The organism is Cohaesibacter gelatinilyticus (assembly GCF_900215605.1).
In the GTDB taxonomy this organism is placed as follows: domain Bacteria; phylum Pseudomonadota; class Alphaproteobacteria; order Rhizobiales; family Cohaesibacteraceae; genus Cohaesibacter; species Cohaesibacter gelatinilyticus.
This window is the reverse complement of sequence record NZ_OBEL01000006.1, coordinates 266,889-288,614: the sequence shown is the minus strand read 5'-3', so window position 1 is coordinate 288,614 and position 21,726 is coordinate 266,889. Positions and strand designations below refer to the sequence as shown.

Genomic DNA, 21,726 nt, shown 5'->3' with positions numbered 1-21,726 from the left:
TCATGATTTGATATGGCCGAAACGTCACCTTGCTTACCCAATGGGCGTTAGTTTCTTACGGGTAACTGCTTAAATCAAGATACTTTCTCAACCTAGGCTTGCTTCTAATGCTTTAGTTGCAGCTTTTTGGACGGCTTCTTGCACTTTTTCAAAAGCACGGACTTCGATTTGGCGAATTCGTTCACGGCTGACACCAAATTCCTCGGACAACGACTCAAGTGTTTCGGGTTTTTCACTCAGGCGGCGTGCTTCAAAGATACGACGTTCACGCTCATTCAGAATGTCCATCGCTTCGGTGAGGAGCTCCATGCGATGATTGAATTCTTCCTTGTCAGCGAGTACAGATTCCTGACTTTCGCTTTCATCCACCAGCCAATCCTGCCATTGGCCGCTTTCACCATCGGCTTTCAATGGTGCGTTGAGCGATGCATCACCTCCAAGGCGTCGGTTCATGGAAACGACTTCTTCATTGGAAACGCCAAGTTTTTCGGCGATATAGTCGACTTGTTCCGGTTTCAGGTCGCCATCTTCCAGTGCCTGAATCTGGCCTTTAACCTTGCGCAGATTAAAGAAAAGGCGTTTCTGGTTTGCAGTTGTACCCATCTTGACCAAGGACCAGGAGCGCAGAATATATTCCTGAATGGAGGCGCGGATCCACCACATGGCGTAGGTAGCCAAGCGGAAGCCTTTTTCAGGGTCAAAACGTTTTACTGCCTGCATCAGGCCAACATTGCCCTCAGAGACTACCTCGGAGACGGGAAGACCATAGCCGCGATAGCCCATGGCAATTTTGGCAACCAGACGCAAATGGCTCGTTACCATTTTATGGGCGGCTTTCTTGTCCCCGTGTTCGGCATAACGCTTGGCCAGCATATATTCTTCTTGCGGCTCAAGCATCGGGAAACGACGAATTTCGCTCAAATAACGGCTCAGCCCCCCAGTGGAGCTGGAAATCGCCGGGATATTACCAGAATCAGATGCCATTTATATCTTTCCTCGATCCCCCAATCAGGCGGGATGCCCGTCGCAGCCAGAATGGCCTGCAACACAAAAAATCATATCTTCACAATATAGGCCTAAATTGGGCAATTACAGGGGGAAGCCTACATATTTTGCAGGGCTTTCATCACATTCTTGAGATCTTGTGGCATTTCGCTTTCAAAAACCATCTCTTCGCCAGTGATTGGATGAGCAAACCCCAGAAGGCCGGCATGCAAGGCTTGACGCTTTCTTTTCTCGATATGGCGGGCAAGAGTATCAGGAAGCTTGTTCAGCTTGGATTTGAAGCCCTGCCCATATTCCGGATCACCGATCAGTGGGTGGCCAATATGAGCCATATGAACGCGGATCTGGTGGGTGCGGCCGGTTTCAAGACGGCATTCCACGCGTGAGGCCACGATATCGGAGCCAGAGGTAAATTCTTCCATGACCTGATAATGGGTGATGGCTTGGCGACCACCTTCTTTTAACACCATCATTTTCAGGCGATTGTTGTGAGAACGGCCGATCTGGGTATTGATGGTACCCTTGCGGCGGTCCAGCTTGTCCCAAACCAGAGCCTGATAAGCACGAACGAGTGGTCCGGTGCGGCCGTGGTCGGCAAATTGTTCTGACAAACCTTTGTGAGCGGCATCTGTCTTGGCCACGACAAGAAGGCCGGAGGTCTCCTTGTCCAGCCGGTGAACGATGCCGGGACGACGGACGCCGCCAATGCCAGAGAGGCTATCGCCGCAATGATGGATGAGGGCATTGACCAGCGTACCAGTCCAGTTGCCCGCTGCCGGATGCACCACAAGGCCAGTCGGCTTGTTGATGACGATCAGATGATCATCTTCATAGGTGATGTCCAGCGGGATATCTTCGCCCAACGGGGTTGGGTCCTCTGGTGGCGGCATGGTGATGGTGATGGTTTGGCCAAGCGCGACACGATGATTCGGTTCTTTGACGACCTTGCTTTCGCCCTGCTCGCTGATGGAGCTGACATGGCCTTCCTTGATCAGGCTTTTGAAGCGTGAGCGCGACAGGCTGCCTTCTTTTGCGGCAATAAATGCATCAAGGCGCTTTCCAGCGTCTTCATCTTCGACTAAAAAGCTCAGAGTTTCGTTTTCAGCTTGAGTAGCAGACATGTCTCAATCATCTTTCGACCAGCAGCCAACCGGGGATGACCCGCATCAACATCCAGGATTTCTGGAAGTGCAGCGCAAAATGCGCAAGCTTGTCATCTGGTCTGGCCTGATTATGCTTATTGGCATTGCTGCCATCATTGGCGTCATTGTCTACAAGAGCGTGGGCAATAAGAAAAGTGCTTCCAGCGCTCCCGCCTTACAATCTGGCCCTGTTACGCAAATTTTGCAGTCTGGAGAGCGGGTCGTCAGCATGTCCAGCGATAATGGGTATGTCTATGTTCTGATTGAAGGCAAGGGCGTGCAATCCGTGTTGCAATTGGATGGAGAGAGCATGGCTGTGATCAAACGCGTTCAGTTTATTCCACAGGCACAGTGACAATTGAGCGATAATTCACAGGAAGTTTCAAAGAGATGTTGCGTCATTTGAAAAAGCTTCCTATAAACCGCCCATCGCTAAGCGCCCTTCGTCTAGCGGTCTAGGACGCCGCCCTTTCACGGCGGAAACACGGGTTCGAGTCCCGTAGGGCGTGCCACTTTCCAAGTGGGTTGCGACAACAAAAAGCGCGATGAGCCATGCTCTTCGCGCTTTTGTTGTTTTTGCCGCTGTTTATATCTCGGATTTTTGATTGGTTGATAGTATTCAACTGAAGTGCATGATCCGCTTGGATCGATTGCGGCTGAGAAAATCAAAAAATTCAGAGACAAATCCCCATTGCTGCAACAACACAGAAACCATGTAGAGGGTAAACCTGATCCTTATTGGTATGCAATGATACCTAGCATAGATCATCAATGCTTCAAGATCAGGAAAATCAGTGGTTTTTCCTACAAAATCGGCTGCTTTCCGGCTTGATCGAAAAAGAGCGATTCATTGCTTTGTGAAATGGAAGCAGCAATTGATCACAAAGCGTAGATTCCATCACAATACCTTCATATTCATCTGATGTCTGTATGCCAAGTGATCAGAAAGATTGTGATATTGGCTCTGAAATAAATTGTATATAATGAATTGAGTTGAAAAAATTATTACAAAACTATCTGATCCTGCATTGTCAGGTGTGAATAATTGTGTCTAAACTTTGCGACAGTTTTGACGGGTTCAATGCCTGAAAATCAAATGTACGGTTTTTAAAGCCGTGCAACGCCTTAAAAAAGAACGCAGAACAATCCAATAGGGAGAGTAGTCAAATGAAACTGACTGTTGCGATGAAGTCCAAGATGATGGGTGTCACGGTTTTGGCCGGCTTGGCCTTCGCTTCTGGTTCCGTACAAGCCGAAGAACTGCGCTTGCTGACCTGGGGCGGTTATGCTCCGGACGCAGTGGTCAAGATGTTCAAGGATGAGACGGGCATCGATGTCAAGGTGACCAAGTCCAATAACGAAGAAATGATCGCAAAGTTGCGTGCGACTGGCGGCGGTGGATTTGACCTGGCCCAGCCTAGCCAAGACCGCGTATCCGGTGCACAGGCTGAACACCGCATCTATAAACCAATGGATCTGTCCAAGATCGATGCTGGTCAGTTTATTGCATCCATGCTGGATGCTACCAAAGCCAACACCACCTTCAAAGGTGAGGTATATGGTGTTCCGCATGTTTGGGGAACCTCCGGCCTGGTGCTCGACACCAAGAAGGCCAGCATGGTCAAGGATTACACGGATCTTTGCCTGGATGACGTCAAAGGAAAAGTTTCCTATCGTCTGAAGCGTCCTACGTTGATCGGCTTTGCTTTTGCTCTGGGCCATGATCCATTTGCCGCTTATGGTGACAAGGCAGCCTATCAGGGCATCATGGACAAGGTTCAGGAAAAGCTGATCTCCTGTAAGGGCAATGTCAAAACCTATTGGGAAGGTGGCGATTCCCTTCTCAATCTGGTCCGCTCAGGTGAAGTCACTGCCGCGATGGCATGGGATACCGGCGGTTGGAAATTGAACGGCGACAATGCTGATGTGACTTTCGTTGCGCCAAAATCAGGTGCTCTGGGCTGGATCGATACCTTTGTTCTACCGAAAAAGGGTAAGAATGATGATGCAGCTTACAAGTGGATCAACTTTGTGATGCGTCCAGAAGTTGCTGCGAAGATTACCGCTTCGGCTGGTAACTTTACTGCATCCAAAGGGGCTGACGATTTCGCCGAAGACAAGCTGAAAGCACAATTCAAGGCGTCCTTCCCACCTGCAGATCTGGATAACATCAAATGGTATCCACCAGTGCCTGCCGGCTTGGAAACCATCGAAGGCAAGGTGCTTGATCGCGTTAAGGCTGCGAAAAGCAACTAATTGTCGCGCCTGATAAAAGAAGCTCCTTCGGGCAACGCCCGAAGGAGCCTTTTGCGTTTGCTTGCTTCAGAATAAGCGAACCAGCTGAAATGCTTGAAATCAGTTGGTATTTAAAGACAAAGCATGGTGTTTTCTCCTGCGCTGAACTCACGACGCCTCAAACACCAGTTGCCCAATTCGGAAAAGACTACATGAGCCAGCCGCTAGACCTGGAATGCCGAGATCTGGTCAAGACCTTTGATTCCTTCATCGCCGTAGACAATGTTTCGTTACAAGTGCAACAGGGCTCTTTTTTCTCAATTCTTGGCCCCAGTGGTTGCGGCAAAACCACATTGTTGCGCATGTTGGCTGGTTTTCTCGAGCCGACATCAGGCAGTCTTGACATCAAGGGGAAATCGATGTTGGGAGTGCCGCCCAACAAACGCCCGGTCAATATGGTGTTCCAGCATCTGGCCTTGTTCCCGATGATGAGCGTTGCCGAGAATGTTGCCTACGGCTTGAAGCGGCGGAAAATGGCAACCAGTGAAATTGAACATCGCGTCAAGGATGTATTGGAGCGGGTATCCTTGCCAGATGCAGGTTCGAAGAGCGTTGATCAATTGTCTGGCGGTCAGAGACAGCGCGTTGCCATTGCTCGTTCACTGGTGCTGGAGCCAACCTTGCTGTTGCTTGATGAGCCCCTTGGCGCACTCGATTTGAAACTGCGCGAACATATGAAAGTGGAGCTCAAGCAACTGCAGGCGCAAATTGGCACGACCTTCGTTTACATCACCCATGATCAGTCTGAAGCTCTTGTCATGTCTGATCATGTCGCAGTGATGAACCATGGGAAATTCGAGCAGGTTGGAACCCCGCAAGATCTCTATTACCATCCGCACACTTCTTTTGTGGCAGGCTTTGTTGGTGATACCAATCGTTGGTCGGGTCGTATTCAGTCCGTCTCAGGCGACCAAGCTATGGTTGCCCTTGATGAAGGCGGGGAAATTGTTGTCAGGAAAGCAAGTGACACACCATTGAATGCTGGCGAAGATGTTGATCTGTTCGTCCGGCCAGAAGCCATTTCGATTGAACGATCAGATGGAGAAAGCAACATCACGCATTTTGAGGATGGTCAGAACAATTTCGTTGGTCGTGTCACCAATCTTTTCTTCGATGGGGCCAATAGTCGTGTCGAGGTGATTGACGAGCAGAGTGGTCACAAGGTTCTGGTTACCCTGCCACAGACTGGTGCATTTTCAGATCTGGCCAGCGGAGAAATGGTCCAACTGACATGGAAGATTGAAAAATCTCGCGCCTATTCCAAGCAATTGCAGGCATCGTAAAGCATGAGGAAAAGGTGATGACTTCTTCCACCAAAACGGCTTTCAAGGCAAGCACTTTGCTTTTGATGTTGCCATTGCTGATCTGGTTGGTTTTTCTGATCATGTTGCCGCATGTCGATCTTCTGATCGTCTCGCTGCGGGAAAAGCTCGGCTATCGGGAATATGCCTTCAGTCTGCAAAATTATGTCGAATTTTTCACGGAACCGCTTTATTGGAATACCTTCCTGCGTACGGCGGTGATGTCAATTTTGGCGACTTTCATCACGTTAATCGTCGGTTTTCCGATTTCCTACTATATCGCAAAGATTGCGAAGGGAAAAATTCGGGCAACGCTCTTTCTGGCCTGCCTTTTGCCTTTCTGGGTATCGGAATTGGTGCGTACATTCGGGTGGATGATCCTGTTGCGTGAAAGCGGCGTCATTAGTTCCTTCTTGCAATGGTCCGGTTTGGTTTCCGGGCCGGTTGAGATGCTCTATAATGATGCGTCACTCATGACCGGGCTTGTTTATACATCGATGTTGTTCATGGTTGTGCCGCTAGTTACAGTGCTTGATACATTGGATGATAGCCTTATAGAGGCAGGCTATGATCTGGGTGGGAATGGTTTCACGATCCTGCGTGATATCGTTATCCCACATGCCATGCCGGGCATTGCTTCAGGCTGTATTGTTGTCTTCATGCTGACGTTGGGCAATTACCTCACCCCGACCCTGCTGGGTGGCAAGGATAGTCTGTGGTTTACGGAACAGATCTACAATCAGTTTATCACGCGCTTCAATTGGGAGTCTGGTTCGGCATTTGGCTTCATGTTGCTCATTCTATCGTCACTCATCGTCTGGGCTGGTCTCAAGTTAAGCCGACAGACCCTTGCAGATACCGTGAAGTAGGAGGCAGCGATGATACCGTCAATTCCACAACCAAAAGCAGGCATCCGTCTGTATCAAGCCTATGTTGCAGTGTTCTTCATCTATCTGGCGGCCCCTTTGATTGTCGTTGGCGTATTTGCTTTCAATGACAGCCTGTTTCCATCAATGCCTTGGGAAGGCTTCACACTGGATTGGTTTGTTGGTGATGTCGAACCACGTTTGGGTGTTTTCAATGATGGAGCACTGCTTGAAAGTTTTGGCTATTCTGCCTTTATTGCGCTCTGGGTGACTGCGTTGTCGCTGTTTGTTGGCACCTGCAATGCGTTCCTGTTTGAGCGTACAAATTTTCCGGGCAAGAACCTTCTCTATGTTCTGGCACTGACGCCTCTTGTCATTCCCGGTGTCATTCTTGGTATCTCGATCCTTATTTTTGCAAACTCGATTGTAAACAATGTAGAGGATGTATGGGGATACGAGATTGAGGCGTTACGCCCCGGTCTTGTGCTGGTGATAATGGGGCAGTTCGCATTTGTAACGACGATTACCACCTTGGTTATATCTGCACGTTTACGGAAGTTCGACATCAGCTTGGAGGAGGCAGCGCTGAATCTGGGGGCAACCAAACTGGAAGCGGTCCGAACGATCACTATTCCATTTTTAAAGCCTGCCTTGATCGGGGCAGGGATCATCTGTTTCCTCATGTCGTTTGAAAACTTCAACACGACATTGATGTTGACGGGCTCAGATTCACCTCTGACGATTACAATGTTTGATCGATTGAAACAGGGCTCAACACCAGCATTGAATGCTGTGTCGCTCCTCCTCATTCTTATCTCGGCAACGCTTGCGTTTATTTCCATCTTTGTGCAGCAAGACAAGAAAAAATCATAAGGCGCACTTTTTGGACGTCTTTTGGTTCTGGAAACCATGCAGTTTCTTTACGTGGGATACTGCGAAAAAAAAAGCGCGATGGGCCATGCTCCTCGCGCTTTAATCGTGTCAGCTATTGTTCATGTCTTGATTTTATTGTGACTGATGATGCTCAATTGAAACTGCAAATTCGGCTGCCGAAACTTCCGTTGGAATTTTTGTAACGCACGATGATTTTTCTTTTTGCTCGATAATTTTGTACCATCATGTCAGCAACCCGGTTGTTTACGAAGACATCGGTGCCGCTGCAATATTTACCTGCCAATCCCAAACGACATCCATAGGTGCTGCTGGCGTGGCGTTCACATTCACTTTTGGTAGAAAAACCTGTTGCATTGGCGGTATGAATTACCAGAAAATACTGACGCGCTTGTGCTGCTGGTATGGTGGTTGTCAAAGCTGCAAGCCCCAGCAGGCCCGCACCAATTATTTTGGCTCGTTTTGTTGTCATACTGACTGTCCCGGTTGCGTAAAATATCGACGCTAGTGATGTGGTGACCTAACGGCAACGGGAACATGTGTAGCTATTGTTTCTGAAGATGATCTGCTTTATAGAGAAAATTCATTCAATTCCAATTGTTTACCGGATTTCTGATTGATTTTTGTCTCCCGTCTGACGAACGCTGAGTTTCCAGCTTTTCCTGCGAGCTATTGTGCCTTAGTTTGAGTTGAGGCACGAGCGCGATATGTGGGCTTGCCAGTCAAGAAATGATGGAGACGTTCATGCGGCCGGGATTTGATGAATGGATGATGGGGTTTGCAGAGCAGGCAGCCAAACGTAGCCGCGATCCATCCACCAAAGTGGGGGCTGCAATCTGTCGTCCGGACAAGACCATTGCTGCCGTCGGCTATAACGGCTTTCCGCGCCGTATGGCGGATGTGCCTGACCATTATGAAGATCGGTCCGAGAAATATGATCGCGTGATTCATGCGGAAATGAATGCTGCTTTTTCCGCCCATGAGCCGATAAAGGGGTTTAGTGTTTATATCACTCATCCGCCGTGCAAGGAGTGTGCAAAAAACCTTGCCCAGCTTGGTGTCGCTCGAGTGATCTGGCGTCATAATGATGGTATTGCTGCCCGTTTTGATACGACTAGAAGTGAGCAAATCCTCGAGGATTGTGGTATTGAAATTGCAATTTTAAGGTGAATTCTCATATTGATATTATCAGTTGATTGTTCACTTCAGTTTATTTTCTCTTTGTGTCTATTGTTGATTTTATAAGTATTTATGCTTATTTATTTTTGATTTTTCTTTTTTTCTTCATGCTTGCCTAAAAATTCTTAAGAATTACTTGGAATTTTTGTCAAGATCAGCAAGCATTTGCGGAAACTGGCTGCATATTAGCGGCTTATTAATTAGTTAATCATAACTTTCTCTCAGGACTTACGACCTGAACTTATCATCACTGGTGTGATGTGCCTTACCCTCCCAGTGATGTCTGTTCATCGATGGACATTTTGATAGGCAGTGGGAGCGAGATATGGCACTTGGCGGGTTTAAATTTTCAAGCCTCAAAACCAAAAGCAAAATTCTATTGGGTGTGTGTGCGCCTCTGGTTTTGTTGACTGCTGTAGGCGGTATTTCCCTTTTCAATGTAGACAAGATCACCACCACCAGCAAATGGGTGGATCATACCCGGGTGGTGATGGCAGATGCGTCTGCCATTGTGGCCTCTGCGGTCGATATGGAAACCGGTATGCGGGGTTACCTTTTGGCTGGCAAGGAGGAATTTCTGGATCCTTACAAGTCGGGCGAAAAGCGAACCTATGCAGGTATTGACGAACTGCAGAAAACGGTGAGTGATAATCCGGGGCAGGTTGAGCGACTGGAGAAGGTGCGGGCTGTTCTCAAGGATTGGCAGTCCAATGTGACGAAAATGCAAATCCAGTTGCGCCGTGATATTGGCGATGCCAAGACCATGAATGATGTCTCCAAACTGGTTGGGGAAGCGCGCGGCAAAGCCTATTTTGATAAGTTCCGCAACCAGATTGCCACTTTCCAGAATAGGGAAGAGCTTCTGCTTATCAAGCGTCAGAAGGAATTTCAGCGTGAGTTGGATAGCGGATACCTGTCAAAAGAACAGATTGAAAAGGGTGTCCAATGGGTTGAACATACCTACAAGGTCATTGGAGAGACACAGAAAATTCTTGCAGCAGCAGTTGATATGGAAACTGGTATGCGTGGTTATCTGCTGTCAGGTAAAGAGAACTTTCTTGCACCGTATACGACTGGACAAAAGTCCTTTGATAAACTGGTTACCAAACTGAGCAAAACAGTCAATGACAATCCAAAGCAAGTGGCGCTGCTTGCCAAGATGAAGAAAAGCATTGACGGTTGGCGCACAAAGGTGGTCGAACCCATGATTGCGCTCAGACGGGAAATTGGTGATGCCAAGACCATGGATGATATGGCGGATCTGGTGGCTGAAGCCCGGGGAAAACAGTATTTTGATAAATTTCGCCAGTTGATGGATGAATTCAAGGCGGAAGAGCAGACGCTTATGGAAGTTCGCCAAGCCAGCAATGTTGAAACCGTCGGTTCTACATATAGTTTGATTATTGGCTTTGTTGTGGGAGCGATCGTTATTGGCCTTGCACTGGCATGGTTTATTGGCTCTGGCATTGGTGGGCCGCTCAACCGGATTACAGAAGCGATGCGTCGTCTTGCTGATGGCGATACCTCCATTGAAGTAACTGGTACGTCTCGCGAGGATGAGATTGGCGATATTGCGCAGGCGACACAAATTTTCAAAGATAATGCGATTGCCAAGAACCGATTGGAAGCAGAGCAGGCCGAAGCAGAGAAGCAGATGGCTGCAGAAAAACGTGCGGCTCAAATGAAGATGGCTGATGAATTGGAAACCAACGTGAAAAGTGTGGTGGAAAGTATTGCCAGCTCAGCGTCCCAGATGCAGTCGACAGCCGAGAATATGTCAGGTCTGGCTCAGGAGAGCTCCGAGCAATCAACTATTGTTGCAAGTGCGACTGAGGAAGCCTCTGCCAATGTACAGACAGTGGCTGCGGCATCCGAGGAATTATCCAGTTCCATTTCTGAAATCAATCGCCAGGTGAATGAAAGTCGTCAGGTGGCTGAACAAGCGCAGGCCACCACTTCCAATGCAACCGAGACTGTTCAAAATCTCTCTCACATGGCTCAAAAGGTTGGTGATGTCATCAAGCTTATCAATGATATTGCGGAACAGACCAATTTGCTGGCTTTGAATGCGACTATTGAAGCAGCACGGGCGGGAGAAGCAGGACGCGGATTTGCAGTTGTTGCATCCGAGGTCAAGGAACTGGCAAGCCAGACTGCAAAAGCGACGGAAGAAATTGCCAGCCAGATTGGTACAATGCAGGTTGCGACAAATGACTCGGTTTCTGCCATTACCGAGATTCATGGTGTGATCGGGCAATTGGGTGAAGCCATGCTGGCGATTGCCACCGCTGTTGAACAGCAAAATGCTTCAACACAAGAAATTACCCGGTCAGCGCAAGAAGCAGCCGTTGGTACGCAGGATGTGGCATCCAATATCACTTCGGTTCAGCATTCTGTATCCGAGACTGGTTCAGCATCTGGTGAGGTGCTTACGGCGGCTTCTGATCTCTCCAGTCAGTCTGATGCTCTTGATCATCAGATCAATCGCTTCCTTGCGGATATTCGTTCTGCCTGAAACGGGAAATATGGCAATATGAATAGGCCAGCTCAAAAGGGCTGGCCTATTCATTGTTTTACCTGAAGTCTTTGCCGCGAAAAGTGCGAACAGGGTTTCCGCGTTCGAGCTGTTTGTGCAGGTTGTTTTGATCATGCCGGGATATTGCTTTCTTCTGGCTTTCCTGAAGGATGAATTTTGCCTTCATGCGTTCCAGGGCTTGATGCTTGTTGCGATGTTGCGAGCGCTCATCTCTGGATATGACCGATATTCCGCTTGGAATATGTGTCAGACGCACAGCACTGTCGGTGGTGTTTTGATGTTGTCCACCAGGACCTCCTGCACGGAAGGTTTCATATTGCAAATCCTCCGCTCTGATCTTTGTCGTTTCTTCTTCCTGAGCCAGAGGAAAGACACCGATGTACCAGTTTTGGCGTTTGTGATTGGGTCGAAACGGACTTTTGCATATCCATTGAATGGTGCCACACCATTGTGCAAGAAAAGCCGTTACTTCTCCACCAGACAGTGTGACCAAAGCAGAAGGCACGCAGCCCTTATCTGGCTTATTGATCGTATCAATCTGAATGCCAAGACCTGCTGCATGTGCTGCTTTTTGCATTTTTTGAAGACAAAGCGAGACAGCCCTCTGACATTCGCTGGGGCCGTCGCCACTGGTCACCAAAAGCCTTGTTGATTGCTGTATCATCTTTTGTATCTCCGATGTTTGGAGTTAAAGCTCTTCTTGCTTGATGAAACGCTGGATGATTTCTTGAACGTCACCAACGGTTTGAAGGACATAACTGGTTCAATCAGGTGCAGATCTGTCAGATCCTTCAGGACATGGCCAGCATCCTTGTATGCCTGCGGGGCTTCCTCAATGAGCAATTGGCTATCCTCGCAAATGACACGCCCACCAAAAGATGTGTGTATCAGAGCATCCCGGACCGATCTCTTGCGAGTGATGCGCCCATGCATGGAACTGCGATTGTATTTTCGGCCTGCTCCATGGGCGAGAGAAGCAAGAGCATTGTCATCACGTCCAGTTGGATGCACCAGATAGCTCAAAGCATCACGAGAGCCAGCCAAAGGCGCAAAGACCATGTCGGCTTTGGCTGCTCCTTTGCGATGAAGGAACGATCGACTTCCATCCATGTTCTCAATGACCTCCACCAAATTGTGCGGCGAGTCCGAGATCAATTTGCAGTCACAGCGCAACAGGCTGGCAGCCCGTTCCGCAATCAATTGCCGATTGAGTTTGGCCCAACGAACCGCCTGATCATGTAGGGCCATATAGGTGTTTGCTTCTGCCTCAGTCAGAGCTTGTTTTTGCAAGATGGATGCAAAGACTTCGGTGCCGAGGCTGCGAGATCCGGAATGCACAAGCAAGCAAGATTGATGACTGTCGAGACCCGCTTTTGTTGCCAAGTCTGAATTCTCGATGTGATCAACCATCTGCAGTTCGCAAAAATGATTACCGCCGCCGATCGTGCCGAGTGTGCCTGGATGTAGTGTGGCAGAAAGTCCGTTTGCCTCCAGATGGTTGGTATTCTGTTTCGCAGCGTTACTTGCAGTCTGGTCCAATTTGGCCAATTGATTGGCTGACTTGTCTATTTTGATTTTGCGGGATGGTAGATCCAGCACAAAGAGCGACATGCCGCAACCAATGTCATTGCTGATGAGTTGCGGATACAGGTTTGAAGACAACATTGCGCAGCCAACCGGTCCATATTTGCCCGGATGTAAATCAGGAAATGCTGCCAGCTTCTGCATGCCTTGCAGGCTGGCGACTTGTTCTAACTGCTCAAGTGCTGATCCCTCGATCCATGATCGAGAAGAATAAAAATGCTGAATGTCAGCAGCATCCATGCGTGATGCTGCGGCATTCAAATCAGGAGTGCCCATTGAAGAGGTCCTTTGAAAATGTCTTTTGGTGTGCGCAAATAGATGTCAAACAGACGTGCTTGTCAGGGATCTTTGGACTTGCAAAAGCAGGTCAGAATTACCCTGATAGGTATTTGGTCAGTGTTTGACAGAAAAATTTGCGCCAGAGGCTGAGTGAACCGGGATGTCGGTTCAGATCAGTTTGCGGCCTCTTGGGCACGCTCAACAGCATAAGGCATGTGGCACCCTCCATTTTCAAAGTCGGTCATCGGGCATCAAGTTCAAAATTATTGCGCCAGATTTGCTCTCGGATTTCGTTTGATCCGGTATGAGCTGGATGCGTGTGATATCAGCAGCTTTTTGAGAATGCAACCATTCGGATCCAGGGCAAGGTGTCAGATGTCGGTACTTGATGGGACGGACTGACCATCTTCTTTAGTGGGAAGAATGAAAAGAGATGAAAGGTAAGTATTTGATATGGAAGAAAAAAATCGGTATTAAACTGACTGGGTATCCGGCGAGAAGGTTTGGAAATATACTTATCCACAGGGCGATCTCTCAATATACTAGGTTTCTAGTATTGAGAAAAATTCAGTTTTTCCAAATCATAAGAACATAATTCAGGAGGTTCTTATGAACGTGCAACAACAAGAAAATGAATCCAGTATTACGCTCATCTATTCCCATCTGGAAGGCTTGGAAGAACTGGCCGCGCAGTCAGGTTACAGTTTTTTGACTTTCCTTATTGGTATGGCTCGACAAGAAGCAGAGGAGACGCAGAACGGCTCCCCTGAACCTGTGAAACATTAGATTGCGTTGATGCGCATCTTGTTTCCAAAGTCATATGATTTCGGAAAATATGCTTCAGGCCGCGTGTTTGATTTTTGGTCTGCGCCAGACGACCGGGAAATCTGGCCCTGAGAGCGGATCTCCGTCTTGCAAACGCTTTTCATGATGCAATTGTGCGGGTGTGCCGGGGCGGGACTTGAAGCGCATGTCATCACCGGCATAGCGAACAGAGCACGCTCTACGCGGCTGATAGCGGCTTCTGTTGCCGCCAGCGCCATGGACGGTTTTATAATTGTGTATGATGATGTCCCCAGGCTCGGTATCGAAGCTGATAATATCATATTGATCAGGATTGGCCTCGATATCGGGCAACTCTTCCCCTTGGGAACCGGGTAGTGCGGTTTGCGACACAAAGGTGTTGGCTTTGTAGAATTTGCCATCATGGTGAGTTCCGCGGATATATTGCATTGTACCGGTTTCGTGATTGGTCGGATCTACTGCGATCCACATCACACAGCATTGGTTGCCTTCGACTTCAAAGAAACTTGCGTCTTGATGGAATGCGGTGCGTTCCTTGGTGCCCGGTTCTTTGACAAAGACCTGTTCGCCGAAGAAATTGACTTTTTCCGAGTCCAGAAATGCCGCTGCAATCTTTGGCAAGATACCTCTCTGAAGCATGAGTTTGTAGTCACGATTCCGAGCAACGGTGCCGGTATCGACATAGAAATGCCCTTTGCCGGACGTTTCGTCCTGAAGATAGCGATCACCCATTGCTTCGATATATTTGGCCAAGGCTGCCACTTCATGTTGTCCGCCATCATGGTTGGCCAGTTCGTCAAAATTGCCGTTTTGAGCGGCAGCGACAAGCTCGCTGAAATCATAACCAGCCGGGCTTTGATCCAATGTTTGTACCGTGGAATCCAGATGTCGACGGAGCTTGTTGACGAATTGTAGATCGAGGATGCCTTTTAAATGAACGACACCTACATTGTTATAAGCTGCGACTTCGTCAGGGGTGATTGGGCGTACGAGTTCCTTACTCATGACGTTTGCCTTTCATGAATTGAAAAAAATATGAGATTTTTATTGTCAATTTTGCCAGAAGCACCGGCGATAATCGGCAACTGCCTAAATGCTTCGAAATTCTAGGGTAGGGTTAGGCGGCTGACAGCACCGGGATTGGAAATTCGTTTGGATCGAGATTTCCAAAATGCAGGATCGCTTCAATTGCTTCCCTGTGAACTGGAGCACTGATGCCAAGACACATGCCGCCGCCAGGAACGCCACGCCCCCCTCCATATGCAGATGTCGGACCCATGACTTTGATATACGGGCACATTTCCATGAATGCATCCAGCAATTCTACATCAATCACCGACTGTAACCGGGACACCTGGTGTTCGAAGCACCAGATCATGGCTGCAGCAATGACACGTGCTTTGGAGGCACGATTGGCAGCGCGAGATTTTTCCTTTGGCAAGGAAATATAACGAGTGGCTTCATAAATGTGAGGGCTTCTTGGTGCTGGATCTGGATTAGAGATGTGCGGGAAGCAGTCGGCCAACAAAGAGCATCGGTCGGTCGGTGTGATCCTTACACTGCCAACAATCTCTCCATTCTTATCGCGGTCAATGAAATAGACCGCGCAGTCTTTATCGAATTGATCTCGTTCACGGCCATTATAAGAGGGCAGTGACCACCCACGACCTACCACGAATGTTTCAAAGCGTGCCTTGAAAAGCTGATCAAACTCCTGACGGCGGCTTTCCATTTGAGATCCATAAAGAATATTTAACATTTCTACCTCCATGTTTAGGTAACGAAGATAGAATTCACCATCAAAAAATATCTTTAAATACTAGGAACTTAGTATTTTTTGATATTGATTCAACTAGAAATTGATCTCCCCGAGCTGTATAGCGCGATATACTGCATAAGTGCGGTTGCTTGCTGATAGTTTTCTTTTGATGTTCTGAACATGGGTGCAAACTGTATTGCTGGATATGGTCAGAATGTCTGCAATGTCATCATCAGTTTTGCCAGAGGCGACGAATTGCAGAATTTCGCGTTCTCGGAAAGTCAGTGGATTATAATCATTGGGGCGTTGCTTGCGGCGGCGGCAACGGCGCAGAGCCTGGGTGGCAAATGTGCCGACAACATCCAGCGCAAGAGCCGAATCGGGGCTTAAATCGGGGTCCCAGCCGCAAGGTGAGAAAATGGCAATTGAGCCAGTTTCACTGATGACCGGGATGATCATGCCATTGTTAAATCCGAAACATTGGCCTTCGTCGATGATGTTTTTCTCGCGTTTGGAGAGTTTTCTGCGCTCTCTGACCTGGTTCCATGTGAAGGGGGTCGAGGTGCGTTTCAACTCGGTCACAACAGGATCACGCAGAACGTGGCCCTGCTCAAAATAGTTCCGCAAATAGTCCATGGGACGGGTATTGGCCAGGATTAATTCCTGTCCGGTTTGACCGAGGTCCGGTAGCTCCGTGCAGGTCAGATAATCCAGTCCATACCATTTCAGTTCATCAATTGTGGCGGCGATGATCGCGGAATAATCGCCTTCCACGGCCCTGATTTTTTCAACGAAATCGAAAACTCGAAGCTGCCGCGCTTTTTCAATCATAACGTGCACCTTGAATATCAATGGTTTTTGTTAGCTTCCGAACTGGCTTTGATTGGGTAGAGGTATCGGCAAGCATTTATGATTGTAATCAGAATAGATTAGTAGTCATAGATGTGCAATTGCTGGAAATCCCTATCGACGTCAACAACTTGTGATGACCGTTGGAGGTTGTTTCAGGTTGGGATTCTTGACAGGAAAGAGACGCAGAAAAATCATGGATCTTGAAATAAGCTATCTCATGTCACGATGAAAGCTTGGGGCGGTCGGAAATCTGGAAACAGAAAGGGCCATCATGCTTGTTAACATGATAGCCCTGACGCTCTAGGTGTCACAGCTTTACGCTGTTTATTTCTCTATACAACTTGAATAACTTGGGGTTGAGTGTCAACCGTTCGCCGTCGAATTCTGTACCATCATGTCGTTTATGCAGAGCTGGATCTTTACTGATTGAGGAAAATTCTACAAAGGTATAATTGCGGACTGTGCTGTTCGGCCTGTCTCGATGAATACTCTTCCTTCAGTTGTCACTGGTAATTGGAGCCGTTTGTTGTCGTGAGGTATCGAAGTGCGGGCTATATCATGCTTGTGCGATGATGGCCTCAATCGTCTCTGTGATCCGGGCTGCTTTCGCCATATTGGACCCATCTGCTTGAGGAGGGGCAAAGCGTTTGGTGTCATTGTCGTAATATTGGCCGGATTTGCCTTGGAATTCATCGGTTAGAGCCGCCCGGCAGAGAATGTCAGCGCCAATTGAAATGTCGCTGCCTTCCACACCAAAGCCTTCCTTGACCATCTTGGTTGCCAGTAAGGAGCCAGGATTGACCGAAACAAAGAGAGGACCGTCGGGATGCTGTTGCGCCAGATGGCTGGTCCACATGGTGATGGCCAGTTTGCTCTGAGCATAAGCTGGCATGTCCACAATGGGCTCTTCCCCCATCATGGCCTTGATCGAGACCATTGCTTGCGCTGCGGAAGAGAGATTGATGATGCGGCCATCTTTGGGAATGATGGGCAACAGAGCTTTGGTCAGAGCAAAGGGAGCGATGGTATTGACCATGAAGCGGACATCCATTCCGCCTTGCAAGCGCGGCTTATTGGTTCGATAGATGCCCGCATTGTTGATCAGGATATCCAGATGCTTGTGATCATCTGCAATGGCTTTTGCCAAAGCTTGCACATCGGAGAGATCCGAAAGGTCTGCCCGATATATCTGTAAGCTGGCTGGGCTGTCGCTGAGCTGCTCTTTCACAATATCCAATTTGGATTGATTGCGGCCATGCAACAGCAATACATGGCCCTGCTTTGCCAACATTCTGGCGGTTTCCAGACCGATGCCGTCGGTGGCACCGGTGATCAAAATGGTCTTGGGCATATGGGTCTCGTGGATAGAAATGTGTATTTGTTCTTCTCTCACTTCTTAATATATTTATTGTATCGAGGATAAAAATGCTTCATTTTTATCTTCATAATTCGGGTTTTGGATATAATTGCTATGGATACCGATGCGCTTCGTCTCTTTGTCTTGGCCAGTGACAAGCTGAATATTTCAGCTGCAGGGCGGGAGTTGGGGTTGGCTCCTGCGGTTGCCAGTGCTCGTCTGGCAAAGTTGGAGAGGGAGGTAGGGGCAGATTTGCTCCATCGTTCCACGCGTAAGGTGTCTCTGTCTTTGGAAGGGGCGGAGTTCTTGCCCTATGCACGGGAAATGCTGGCACAGGAAGATGCCGCACTTGCTGCGTTAGGCATTGGTCGGCCACAGGCAACCGGCATTTTACGCTTCACTGCGCCAAGCACATTTGCCCAAGCTTATATCATGCCATTGATGCCAGATTTTTTGGCACAGCATCCTGGTGTTAGCCTCGATCTGCGTCTCTCGGATGTTCGTTATGATTTGATCGAGGGCAGCTTTGATCTGGCCCTGCGTAATAGTGTGCTGGGAGATAGCAGTCTGAAAGGGCGGAAGCTGGCTGATGACAAGAGGGTGCTGTGTGCGTCTCCTGCCTATCTGGCAGAGCAAGGCACACCCAGTGAACCAGGCGATCTCAGCCAGCATGAGTTGATTGCTTTTCGTGATCGGGTACCAAAGCCCTTGAGCCGAAATGGTCAGCAAGAGGCCATGTTTGACCCTGCGAAGGGGATCAGTCGTCTGGTTCTGGATGACGGCCATAGTCTGAAATTGGCGACCAAAGCTGGAGCTGGTATTTCGATCAATTCCTTATGGAGTGTGCATCAGGAGCTGGAGGACGGTAGCCTCATCCGCGTGCTTCCGGATTATGAAATTGCGGATCAAAGCGTGCTTTGGCTCGTATATCCCAAAGCCAATGTCCTCTCTGCCAAGGTCCGTGTTTTCATGGATTTTCTGCTGGAGAGGATCGGAAAGCAGCCTGCTTGGGAATGAGATAGAAGGTTTTACCCTGTCAGTTCCGTTTCACTATCTATAGTCTTTTAATAAAGTTCGATTTCGTACTTGTTTTGAATTGAATTCGACTATATAGTTCGATATCGGATTAAATTGAAGGATTGGAAAGATGCATTCCAGACGTAAGATGATTGGTCTCATTGGTGGTGGTGTTGTTCTTGCTGCGGGGGTGTCGATAGGCGGTTTTCTGACGACCCGGCGTCCAAACCGTGCTTTGGTCCCATGGGAGCAAGCAGGCAGCTATAACGAACCACGCAAGCGGGCATTGTCCTATGCAGTTTTGGCACCCAATTCCCATAATCGACAGCCATGGATAGCGGAGCTGAAGGGAGAGGACAGGCTTCTCCTGTATCGCGACAAGTCACTCAACTTGCCCGAAACGGATCCTTTTGATCGTCAGCTGACCGTCAGTATGGGATGTTTTTTGGAATTGCTCCGTATGGCAGCGGCGCAAGATGGCTTTGCATTAAAAATGGATCTCTTTCCGGAAGGCGAGGAGGGGCCTGTGGCAGATGTGACATTTGTCGATGGCGGCAAGAAAGATCCGTTATTTGCCCATGTGTTGCATCGTCATACCAATCGCGAAGCGTATGAGGACCGTCCTGTGCCAGTGGACGCAGTGGAGACGCTCTCTGAATTTGCGAAGATCGAAATGGGCGAAGCTGAGGTTGAAGCTCTTCGTCAAGTGACGTGGGAAGCAATGGAAATCGAGATGACGACCGAAGCCACCCTTATGGAAAATGTGAATCTCATGAGGTTTGGCAAAGTTGAGATCGAAGCCAATCCAGACGGGATTTCTCTCGGAGGACCTTTGCTTGAAAGCTTGATGGTAGCTGGCATGCTGAGCCGAGAAGGTCAGGCGGACCGGACCAGTGATAGTTTCAAGCAAGGACAGGAAATTTTACATACGGCTATGATGGCAACGCCTGCTTATGCGGTGATAACCACCGTGGGCAACACGAGGGTTGAGCAGATAAAAGCCGGTTATTCCTGGATGCGACTGCAGTTGACCGCTACCGGGTTGGGGCTATCCATGCAACCGGTCAGTCAGGCCTTGCAGGAGTATCCTGAGATGAAGGCTCATTATGAACATGTCCATAAAATGCTGGCAGGACCGGGCGAAACGCTTCAAATGCTTGGGCGTCTGGGTTATGGTCCGGCTATAGACCCCAGCCCTCGTTGGCCATTGGAGACACGCATTCGAAATGTCTGACAACACGCACGCTCCTTATTACGCTCTTTTTCTGGAGGCAGGTATCATCAACCAGATTGGGACTGCCTTTCTGGAAGCACGGTTGCCCAAGGGGTTGTTGGTGTCACATTTTGGGGTTGTCAGTCATTTGATCCGCGTGCGGGATGCAGCTACCCCGCTTGAACTGGCCAATGCATTTCAGGTTGCCAAAACAACCATGACGCACACATTGAGTGGGCTGAAAAAACATGGATATATCGAGTTCCAGCCCAATCCTGATGATGGTCGGTCCAAGCAGGTGCGTTTGACAGATGCGGGTCGGCAGTTTCATAACCGTGCTATCAAGAAAATGGCTCCAGTTTTTGAGGAACTGGCAGGACGCTATTCTCCCGAGCAGGTCAATGCCTTGCTTCCCCAGCTTTCGAACTTTCGCGTCGTGGTGGATCATATGAGAGATGAGATAGGGTAGAGAAACGCTACCCTATCCTATCAAAGTCACATGATCAGCTTGCTGCTATGGCCGCTTTGATGGCGTTGTCCATGATATCTGAGCAACTTCGCCATCTTTTTAGAGCGGGTTAGTTTCCGAAATAAGTGAAATTGATAAAACCGATCACAGATGCGATTGCCAAAACACCTGCGAATAACAATACAGGTGCCAACAGTCCGGCCAGAAAACCGAAACCTTCAAGCAACAGGATTGGTTTTCTGGCTATATGATTGTCCGGCCCTTCGACGCTCAGATCAGCGGTTGGGCTGGCATCTATGACCGGATTTCTGAAATGGTCCAAAGCGGGGCGAAGAGTGACAAAGCCAAGTGCCAAAATTGCCAACCCGTACAAGGTCAATGCGATCCAGCCAGGTGGGAAGGGGTCGGTAAATAGGAGAAACCCCCAAAAACCAAGTGCAAAGAGACCGGCCGTTGTCACTGTGCCGATGCTTGCGGGAGGTGTCAGTTCTATTTCAGTTCCACATTCTTCGCACTTATAGTGAATGACAGAGTTATAGATCTGCAATTCTCTGGAGACGGGTGTCAGGCTGGGGGCCCCACAACGCGCGCATTTTCTCAACTGGGGCATTTTCGTTCACCTGTTCCTATTTCTTCTAGCTTGGTTCAGCGTTTATAGTGACATGCTTGGCGCAGTTTAGCGATTGCTGCGGAGGTACCTTTGGTGCCAAAAGAGGAAATCAACTTGCCCTTCTGATCGATGAGATCAAGTTTCACGGCGCGAGATAGGGCATTGAGCCTACCGGCGCCAGTTCCGATTTCGCCAATCCACGTCTCGGTGCCGCGCCCATTGTTGAACCACTTGGCCTTCCATAGTTCTCTGACCAGAACACCCTCATGCAGGGTAAAAAGAAAAGAGAGTCTGGCTGGTTCGTCTTGACCATAGAGGGGTAATGTAGGGAGGTTGCTGCTTCCCAATTCGACTTTCAATCGATATTTTGGACCATCGTGGTTGTTACAAGAAAAGGTCAGTTCGAATTCATTCTGCACGATCGACATGTTGCCATAAGTCATGCCGTCAAATGGTCCGCTGATATTGGCTTTCCAACTTTTGGCTTCCGCGATATTGGTGTAACTGAAAAGAATTGTGACAATCAGGGCTTTATAAAGACTGATTTTCATGGCTGTCTCCTTTGTG

General features: G+C 48.7%; 22 protein-coding genes and 1 tRNA gene. 12 read left to right on the top strand and 11 right to left on the bottom strand.

Features of this window, described 5'->3' with window-relative positions:
- Positions 1 to 87 precede the first annotated feature (87 nt).
- Together rpoH and CRO57_RS20900 are read right to left on the bottom strand one after the other, a co-directional pair.
- The gene (gene rpoH / locus CRO57_RS20905) at positions 88 to 984 is read right to left on the bottom strand and encodes an RNA polymerase sigma factor RpoH (RefSeq protein WP_097155443.1); all 897 of its coding nucleotides are present in this window, start codon (positions 982 to 984) and stop codon (positions 88 to 90) included.
- A gap of 119 nt (positions 985 to 1,103) precedes the next feature.
- Entirely contained in the window at positions 1,104 to 2,126 is a 1,023-nt protein-coding gene (locus CRO57_RS20900) for an RluA family pseudouridine synthase (protein WP_097155442.1), read from the bottom strand.
- Between CRO57_RS20900 and CRO57_RS20895 the strand changes: the two genes are divergently transcribed.
- The 6 genes from CRO57_RS20895 to CRO57_RS20870 all read left to right on the top strand — a co-directional run bounded on the left by CRO57_RS20895 (position 2,125) and on the right by CRO57_RS20870 (position 7,482).
- Positions 2,125 to 2,502, top strand: a complete 378-nt coding sequence (locus CRO57_RS20895) for a hypothetical protein (protein ID WP_097155441.1) — start codon at positions 2,125 to 2,127, stop codon at positions 2,500 to 2,502. The two genes, CRO57_RS20900 and CRO57_RS20895, sit on opposite strands and share 2 nt — an antisense overlap.
- Before the next feature lie 81 nt (positions 2,503 to 2,583).
- Positions 2,584 to 2,659, top strand: a tRNA-Glu gene (locus tag CRO57_RS20890).
- Positions 2,660 to 3,314: 655 nt separating this feature from the next.
- A complete protein-coding gene (locus tag CRO57_RS20885) occupies positions 3,315 to 4,403 on the top strand; it encodes an extracellular solute-binding protein (RefSeq protein WP_244580173.1) in 1,089 nt (362 codons plus the stop codon).
- 191 nt (positions 4,404 to 4,594) lie between these two features.
- Positions 4,595 to 5,725 (top strand): ABC transporter ATP-binding protein, encoded by a 1,131-nt coding sequence (locus CRO57_RS20880; protein ID WP_097155499.1) that lies wholly within the window; start codon positions 4,595 to 4,597, stop codon positions 5,723 to 5,725.
- A 17-nt stretch (positions 5,726 to 5,742) separates the two neighbouring features.
- Entirely contained in the window at positions 5,743 to 6,612 is an 870-nt protein-coding gene (locus tag CRO57_RS20875) for an ABC transporter permease (RefSeq protein ID WP_097155440.1), read from the top strand.
- 9 nt (positions 6,613 to 6,621) lie between these two features.
- The gene (locus CRO57_RS20870; protein WP_097155439.1) at positions 6,622 to 7,482 is read left to right on the top strand and encodes an ABC transporter permease; all 861 of its coding nucleotides are present in this window, start codon (positions 6,622 to 6,624) and stop codon (positions 7,480 to 7,482) included.
- A gap of 151 nt (positions 7,483 to 7,633) precedes the next feature.
- Here CRO57_RS20870 and CRO57_RS20865 read toward each other — a convergent pair whose 3' ends face one another.
- Positions 7,634 to 7,972, bottom strand: coding sequence for a hypothetical protein (locus CRO57_RS20865; RefSeq protein ID WP_097155438.1), 339 nt, complete (start codon positions 7,970 to 7,972; stop codon positions 7,634 to 7,636).
- Between the two features lie 272 nt (positions 7,973 to 8,244).
- Here CRO57_RS20865 and CRO57_RS20860 point away from each other — a divergent pair, with 272 nt between their 5' ends.
- Positions 8,245 to 8,670 (top strand): deoxycytidylate deaminase, encoded by a 426-nt coding sequence (locus CRO57_RS20860; protein ID WP_097155437.1) that lies wholly within the window; start codon positions 8,245 to 8,247, stop codon positions 8,668 to 8,670.
- A 334-nt stretch (positions 8,671 to 9,004) separates the two neighbouring features.
- A complete protein-coding gene (locus CRO57_RS20855) occupies positions 9,005 to 11,194 on the top strand; it encodes a CHASE3 domain-containing protein (RefSeq protein ID WP_097155436.1) in 2,190 nt (729 codons plus the stop codon).
- 58 nt (positions 11,195 to 11,252) lie between these two features.
- Here the strand turns inward: CRO57_RS20855 and prfH are convergent, their stop codons facing one another.
- The gene (gene prfH / locus CRO57_RS20850; protein WP_097155435.1) at positions 11,253 to 11,879 is read right to left on the bottom strand and encodes a peptide chain release factor H; all 627 of its coding nucleotides are present in this window, start codon (positions 11,877 to 11,879) and stop codon (positions 11,253 to 11,255) included.
- Positions 11,876 to 13,075 (bottom strand): RNA ligase RtcB family protein, encoded by a 1,200-nt coding sequence (locus CRO57_RS20845; protein WP_097155434.1) that lies wholly within the window; start codon positions 13,073 to 13,075, stop codon positions 11,876 to 11,878. The genes prfH and CRO57_RS20845 overlap by 4 nt, the downstream gene beginning before the upstream one ends.
- A 612-nt stretch (positions 13,076 to 13,687) precedes the next feature.
- On the opposite strand from CRO57_RS20845, the gene CRO57_RS24825 reads away from it, so the two are divergent.
- The gene (locus tag CRO57_RS24825) at positions 13,688 to 13,864 is read left to right on the top strand and encodes a hypothetical protein (protein ID WP_170956195.1); all 177 of its coding nucleotides are present in this window, start codon (positions 13,688 to 13,690) and stop codon (positions 13,862 to 13,864) included.
- 54 nt (positions 13,865 to 13,918) lie between these two features.
- On the opposite strand, the gene CRO57_RS20840 is transcribed toward CRO57_RS24825, so the two are convergent.
- From CRO57_RS20840 to CRO57_RS20825, 4 genes are all read right to left on the bottom strand, one after another.
- Positions 13,919 to 14,887: a phytanoyl-CoA dioxygenase family protein gene (locus CRO57_RS20840; RefSeq protein WP_097155433.1), complete on the bottom strand. Its 969-nt coding sequence runs from the start codon at positions 14,885 to 14,887 to the stop codon at positions 13,919 to 13,921.
- Positions 14,888 to 14,999: 112 nt separating this feature from the next.
- The gene (locus CRO57_RS20835) at positions 15,000 to 15,641 is read right to left on the bottom strand and encodes an acyl-homoserine-lactone synthase (protein WP_170956194.1); all 642 of its coding nucleotides are present in this window, start codon (positions 15,639 to 15,641) and stop codon (positions 15,000 to 15,002) included.
- Between the two features lie 93 nt (positions 15,642 to 15,734).
- On the bottom strand, positions 15,735 to 16,472 hold the full coding sequence (locus tag CRO57_RS20830; RefSeq protein WP_097155431.1) for a helix-turn-helix transcriptional regulator: 738 nt from the start codon (positions 16,470 to 16,472) through the stop codon (positions 15,735 to 15,737).
- A 577-nt stretch (positions 16,473 to 17,049) separates the two neighbouring features.
- Positions 17,050 to 17,844 (bottom strand): SDR family NAD(P)-dependent oxidoreductase, encoded by a 795-nt coding sequence (locus tag CRO57_RS20825; RefSeq protein ID WP_097155430.1) that lies wholly within the window; start codon positions 17,842 to 17,844, stop codon positions 17,050 to 17,052.
- A 120-nt stretch (positions 17,845 to 17,964) separates the two neighbouring features.
- Here CRO57_RS20825 and CRO57_RS20820 point away from each other — a divergent pair, with 120 nt between their 5' ends.
- From CRO57_RS20820 to CRO57_RS20810, 3 genes are all read left to right on the top strand, one after another.
- Positions 17,965 to 18,867, top strand: a complete 903-nt coding sequence (locus CRO57_RS20820; RefSeq protein ID WP_097155429.1) for a LysR family transcriptional regulator — start codon at positions 17,965 to 17,967, stop codon at positions 18,865 to 18,867.
- A 130-nt stretch (positions 18,868 to 18,997) separates the two neighbouring features.
- A complete protein-coding gene (locus tag CRO57_RS20815) occupies positions 18,998 to 20,101 on the top strand; it encodes an Acg family FMN-binding oxidoreductase (RefSeq protein WP_097155428.1) in 1,104 nt (367 codons plus the stop codon).
- On the top strand, positions 20,094 to 20,549 hold the full coding sequence (locus CRO57_RS20810; protein ID WP_097155427.1) for a MarR family winged helix-turn-helix transcriptional regulator: 456 nt from the start codon (positions 20,094 to 20,096) through the stop codon (positions 20,547 to 20,549). The genes CRO57_RS20815 and CRO57_RS20810 overlap by 8 nt, the downstream gene beginning before the upstream one ends.
- Before the next feature lie 109 nt (positions 20,550 to 20,658).
- Here the strand turns inward: CRO57_RS20810 and CRO57_RS20805 are convergent, their stop codons facing one another.
- Complete coding sequence (locus tag CRO57_RS20805; RefSeq protein WP_141401300.1) at positions 20,659 to 21,159, bottom strand: hypothetical protein; 501 nt, start codon at positions 21,157 to 21,159, stop codon at positions 20,659 to 20,661.
- A 35-nt stretch (positions 21,160 to 21,194) separates the two neighbouring features.
- On the bottom strand, positions 21,195 to 21,710 hold the full coding sequence (locus tag CRO57_RS20800) for a hypothetical protein (protein WP_097155425.1): 516 nt from the start codon (positions 21,708 to 21,710) through the stop codon (positions 21,195 to 21,197).
- Between the last annotated feature and the right edge of the window lie 16 nt (positions 21,711 to 21,726).

Excerpts from the sequence above, each read along its gene's own strand:
- prfH (WP_097155435.1), bottom strand. The coding sequence starts at position 11,879 with ATGATACAGCAATCAACAAGGCTTTTGGTGACCAGTGGCGACGGCCCC.
- CRO57_RS20855 (WP_097155436.1), top strand. The coding sequence starts at position 9,005 with ATGGCACTTGGCGGGTTTAAATTTTCAAGCCTCAAAACCAAAAGCAAA.
- CRO57_RS20845 (WP_097155434.1), bottom strand. The coding sequence starts at position 13,075 with ATGGGCACTCCTGATTTGAATGCCGCAGCATCACGCATGGATGCTGCT.
- CRO57_RS20865 (WP_097155438.1), bottom strand. The coding sequence starts at position 7,972 with ATGACAACAAAACGAGCCAAAATAATTGGTGCGGGCCTGCTGGGGCTT.
- CRO57_RS20800 (WP_097155425.1), bottom strand. The coding sequence starts at position 21,710 with ATGAAAATCAGTCTTTATAAAGCCCTGATTGTCACAATTCTTTTCAGT.
- CRO57_RS20810 (WP_097155427.1), top strand. The coding sequence starts at position 20,094 with ATGTCTGACAACACGCACGCTCCTTATTACGCTCTTTTTCTGGAGGCA.
- CRO57_RS20830 (WP_097155431.1), bottom strand. The coding sequence starts at position 16,472 with ATGATTGAAAAAGCGCGGCAGCTTCGAGTTTTCGATTTCGTTGAAAAA.
- CRO57_RS20870 (WP_097155439.1), top strand. The coding sequence starts at position 6,622 with ATGATACCGTCAATTCCACAACCAAAAGCAGGCATCCGTCTGTATCAA.
- CRO57_RS20885 (WP_244580173.1), top strand. The coding sequence starts at position 3,315 with ATGAAACTGACTGTTGCGATGAAGTCCAAGATGATGGGTGTCACGGTT.
- rpoH (WP_097155443.1), bottom strand. The coding sequence starts at position 984 with ATGGCATCTGATTCTGGTAATATCCCGGCGATTTCCAGCTCCACTGGG.
- CRO57_RS20880 (WP_097155499.1), top strand. The coding sequence starts at position 4,595 with ATGAGCCAGCCGCTAGACCTGGAATGCCGAGATCTGGTCAAGACCTTT.
- CRO57_RS20805 (WP_141401300.1), bottom strand. The coding sequence starts at position 21,159 with ATGCCCCAGTTGAGAAAATGCGCGCGTTGTGGGGCCCCCAGCCTGACA.
- CRO57_RS20815 (WP_097155428.1), top strand. The coding sequence starts at position 18,998 with ATGCATTCCAGACGTAAGATGATTGGTCTCATTGGTGGTGGTGTTGTT.
- CRO57_RS20825 (WP_097155430.1), bottom strand. The coding sequence starts at position 17,844 with ATGCCCAAGACCATTTTGATCACCGGTGCCACCGACGGCATCGGTCTG.
- CRO57_RS20820 (WP_097155429.1), top strand. The coding sequence starts at position 17,965 with ATGGATACCGATGCGCTTCGTCTCTTTGTCTTGGCCAGTGACAAGCTG.
- CRO57_RS20835 (WP_170956194.1), bottom strand. The coding sequence starts at position 15,641 with ATGTTAAATATTCTTTATGGATCTCAAATGGAAAGCCGCCGTCAGGAG.
- CRO57_RS20840 (WP_097155433.1), bottom strand. The coding sequence starts at position 14,887 with ATGAGTAAGGAACTCGTACGCCCAATCACCCCTGACGAAGTCGCAGCT.
- CRO57_RS20900 (WP_097155442.1), bottom strand. The coding sequence starts at position 2,126 with ATGTCTGCTACTCAAGCTGAAAACGAAACTCTGAGCTTTTTAGTCGAA.
- CRO57_RS20875 (WP_097155440.1), top strand. The coding sequence starts at position 5,743 with ATGACTTCTTCCACCAAAACGGCTTTCAAGGCAAGCACTTTGCTTTTG.
- CRO57_RS24825 (WP_170956195.1), top strand. The coding sequence starts at position 13,688 with ATGAACGTGCAACAACAAGAAAATGAATCCAGTATTACGCTCATCTAT.
- CRO57_RS20860 (WP_097155437.1), top strand. The coding sequence starts at position 8,245 with ATGCGGCCGGGATTTGATGAATGGATGATGGGGTTTGCAGAGCAGGCA.
- CRO57_RS20895 (WP_097155441.1), top strand. The coding sequence starts at position 2,125 with ATGTCTCAATCATCTTTCGACCAGCAGCCAACCGGGGATGACCCGCAT.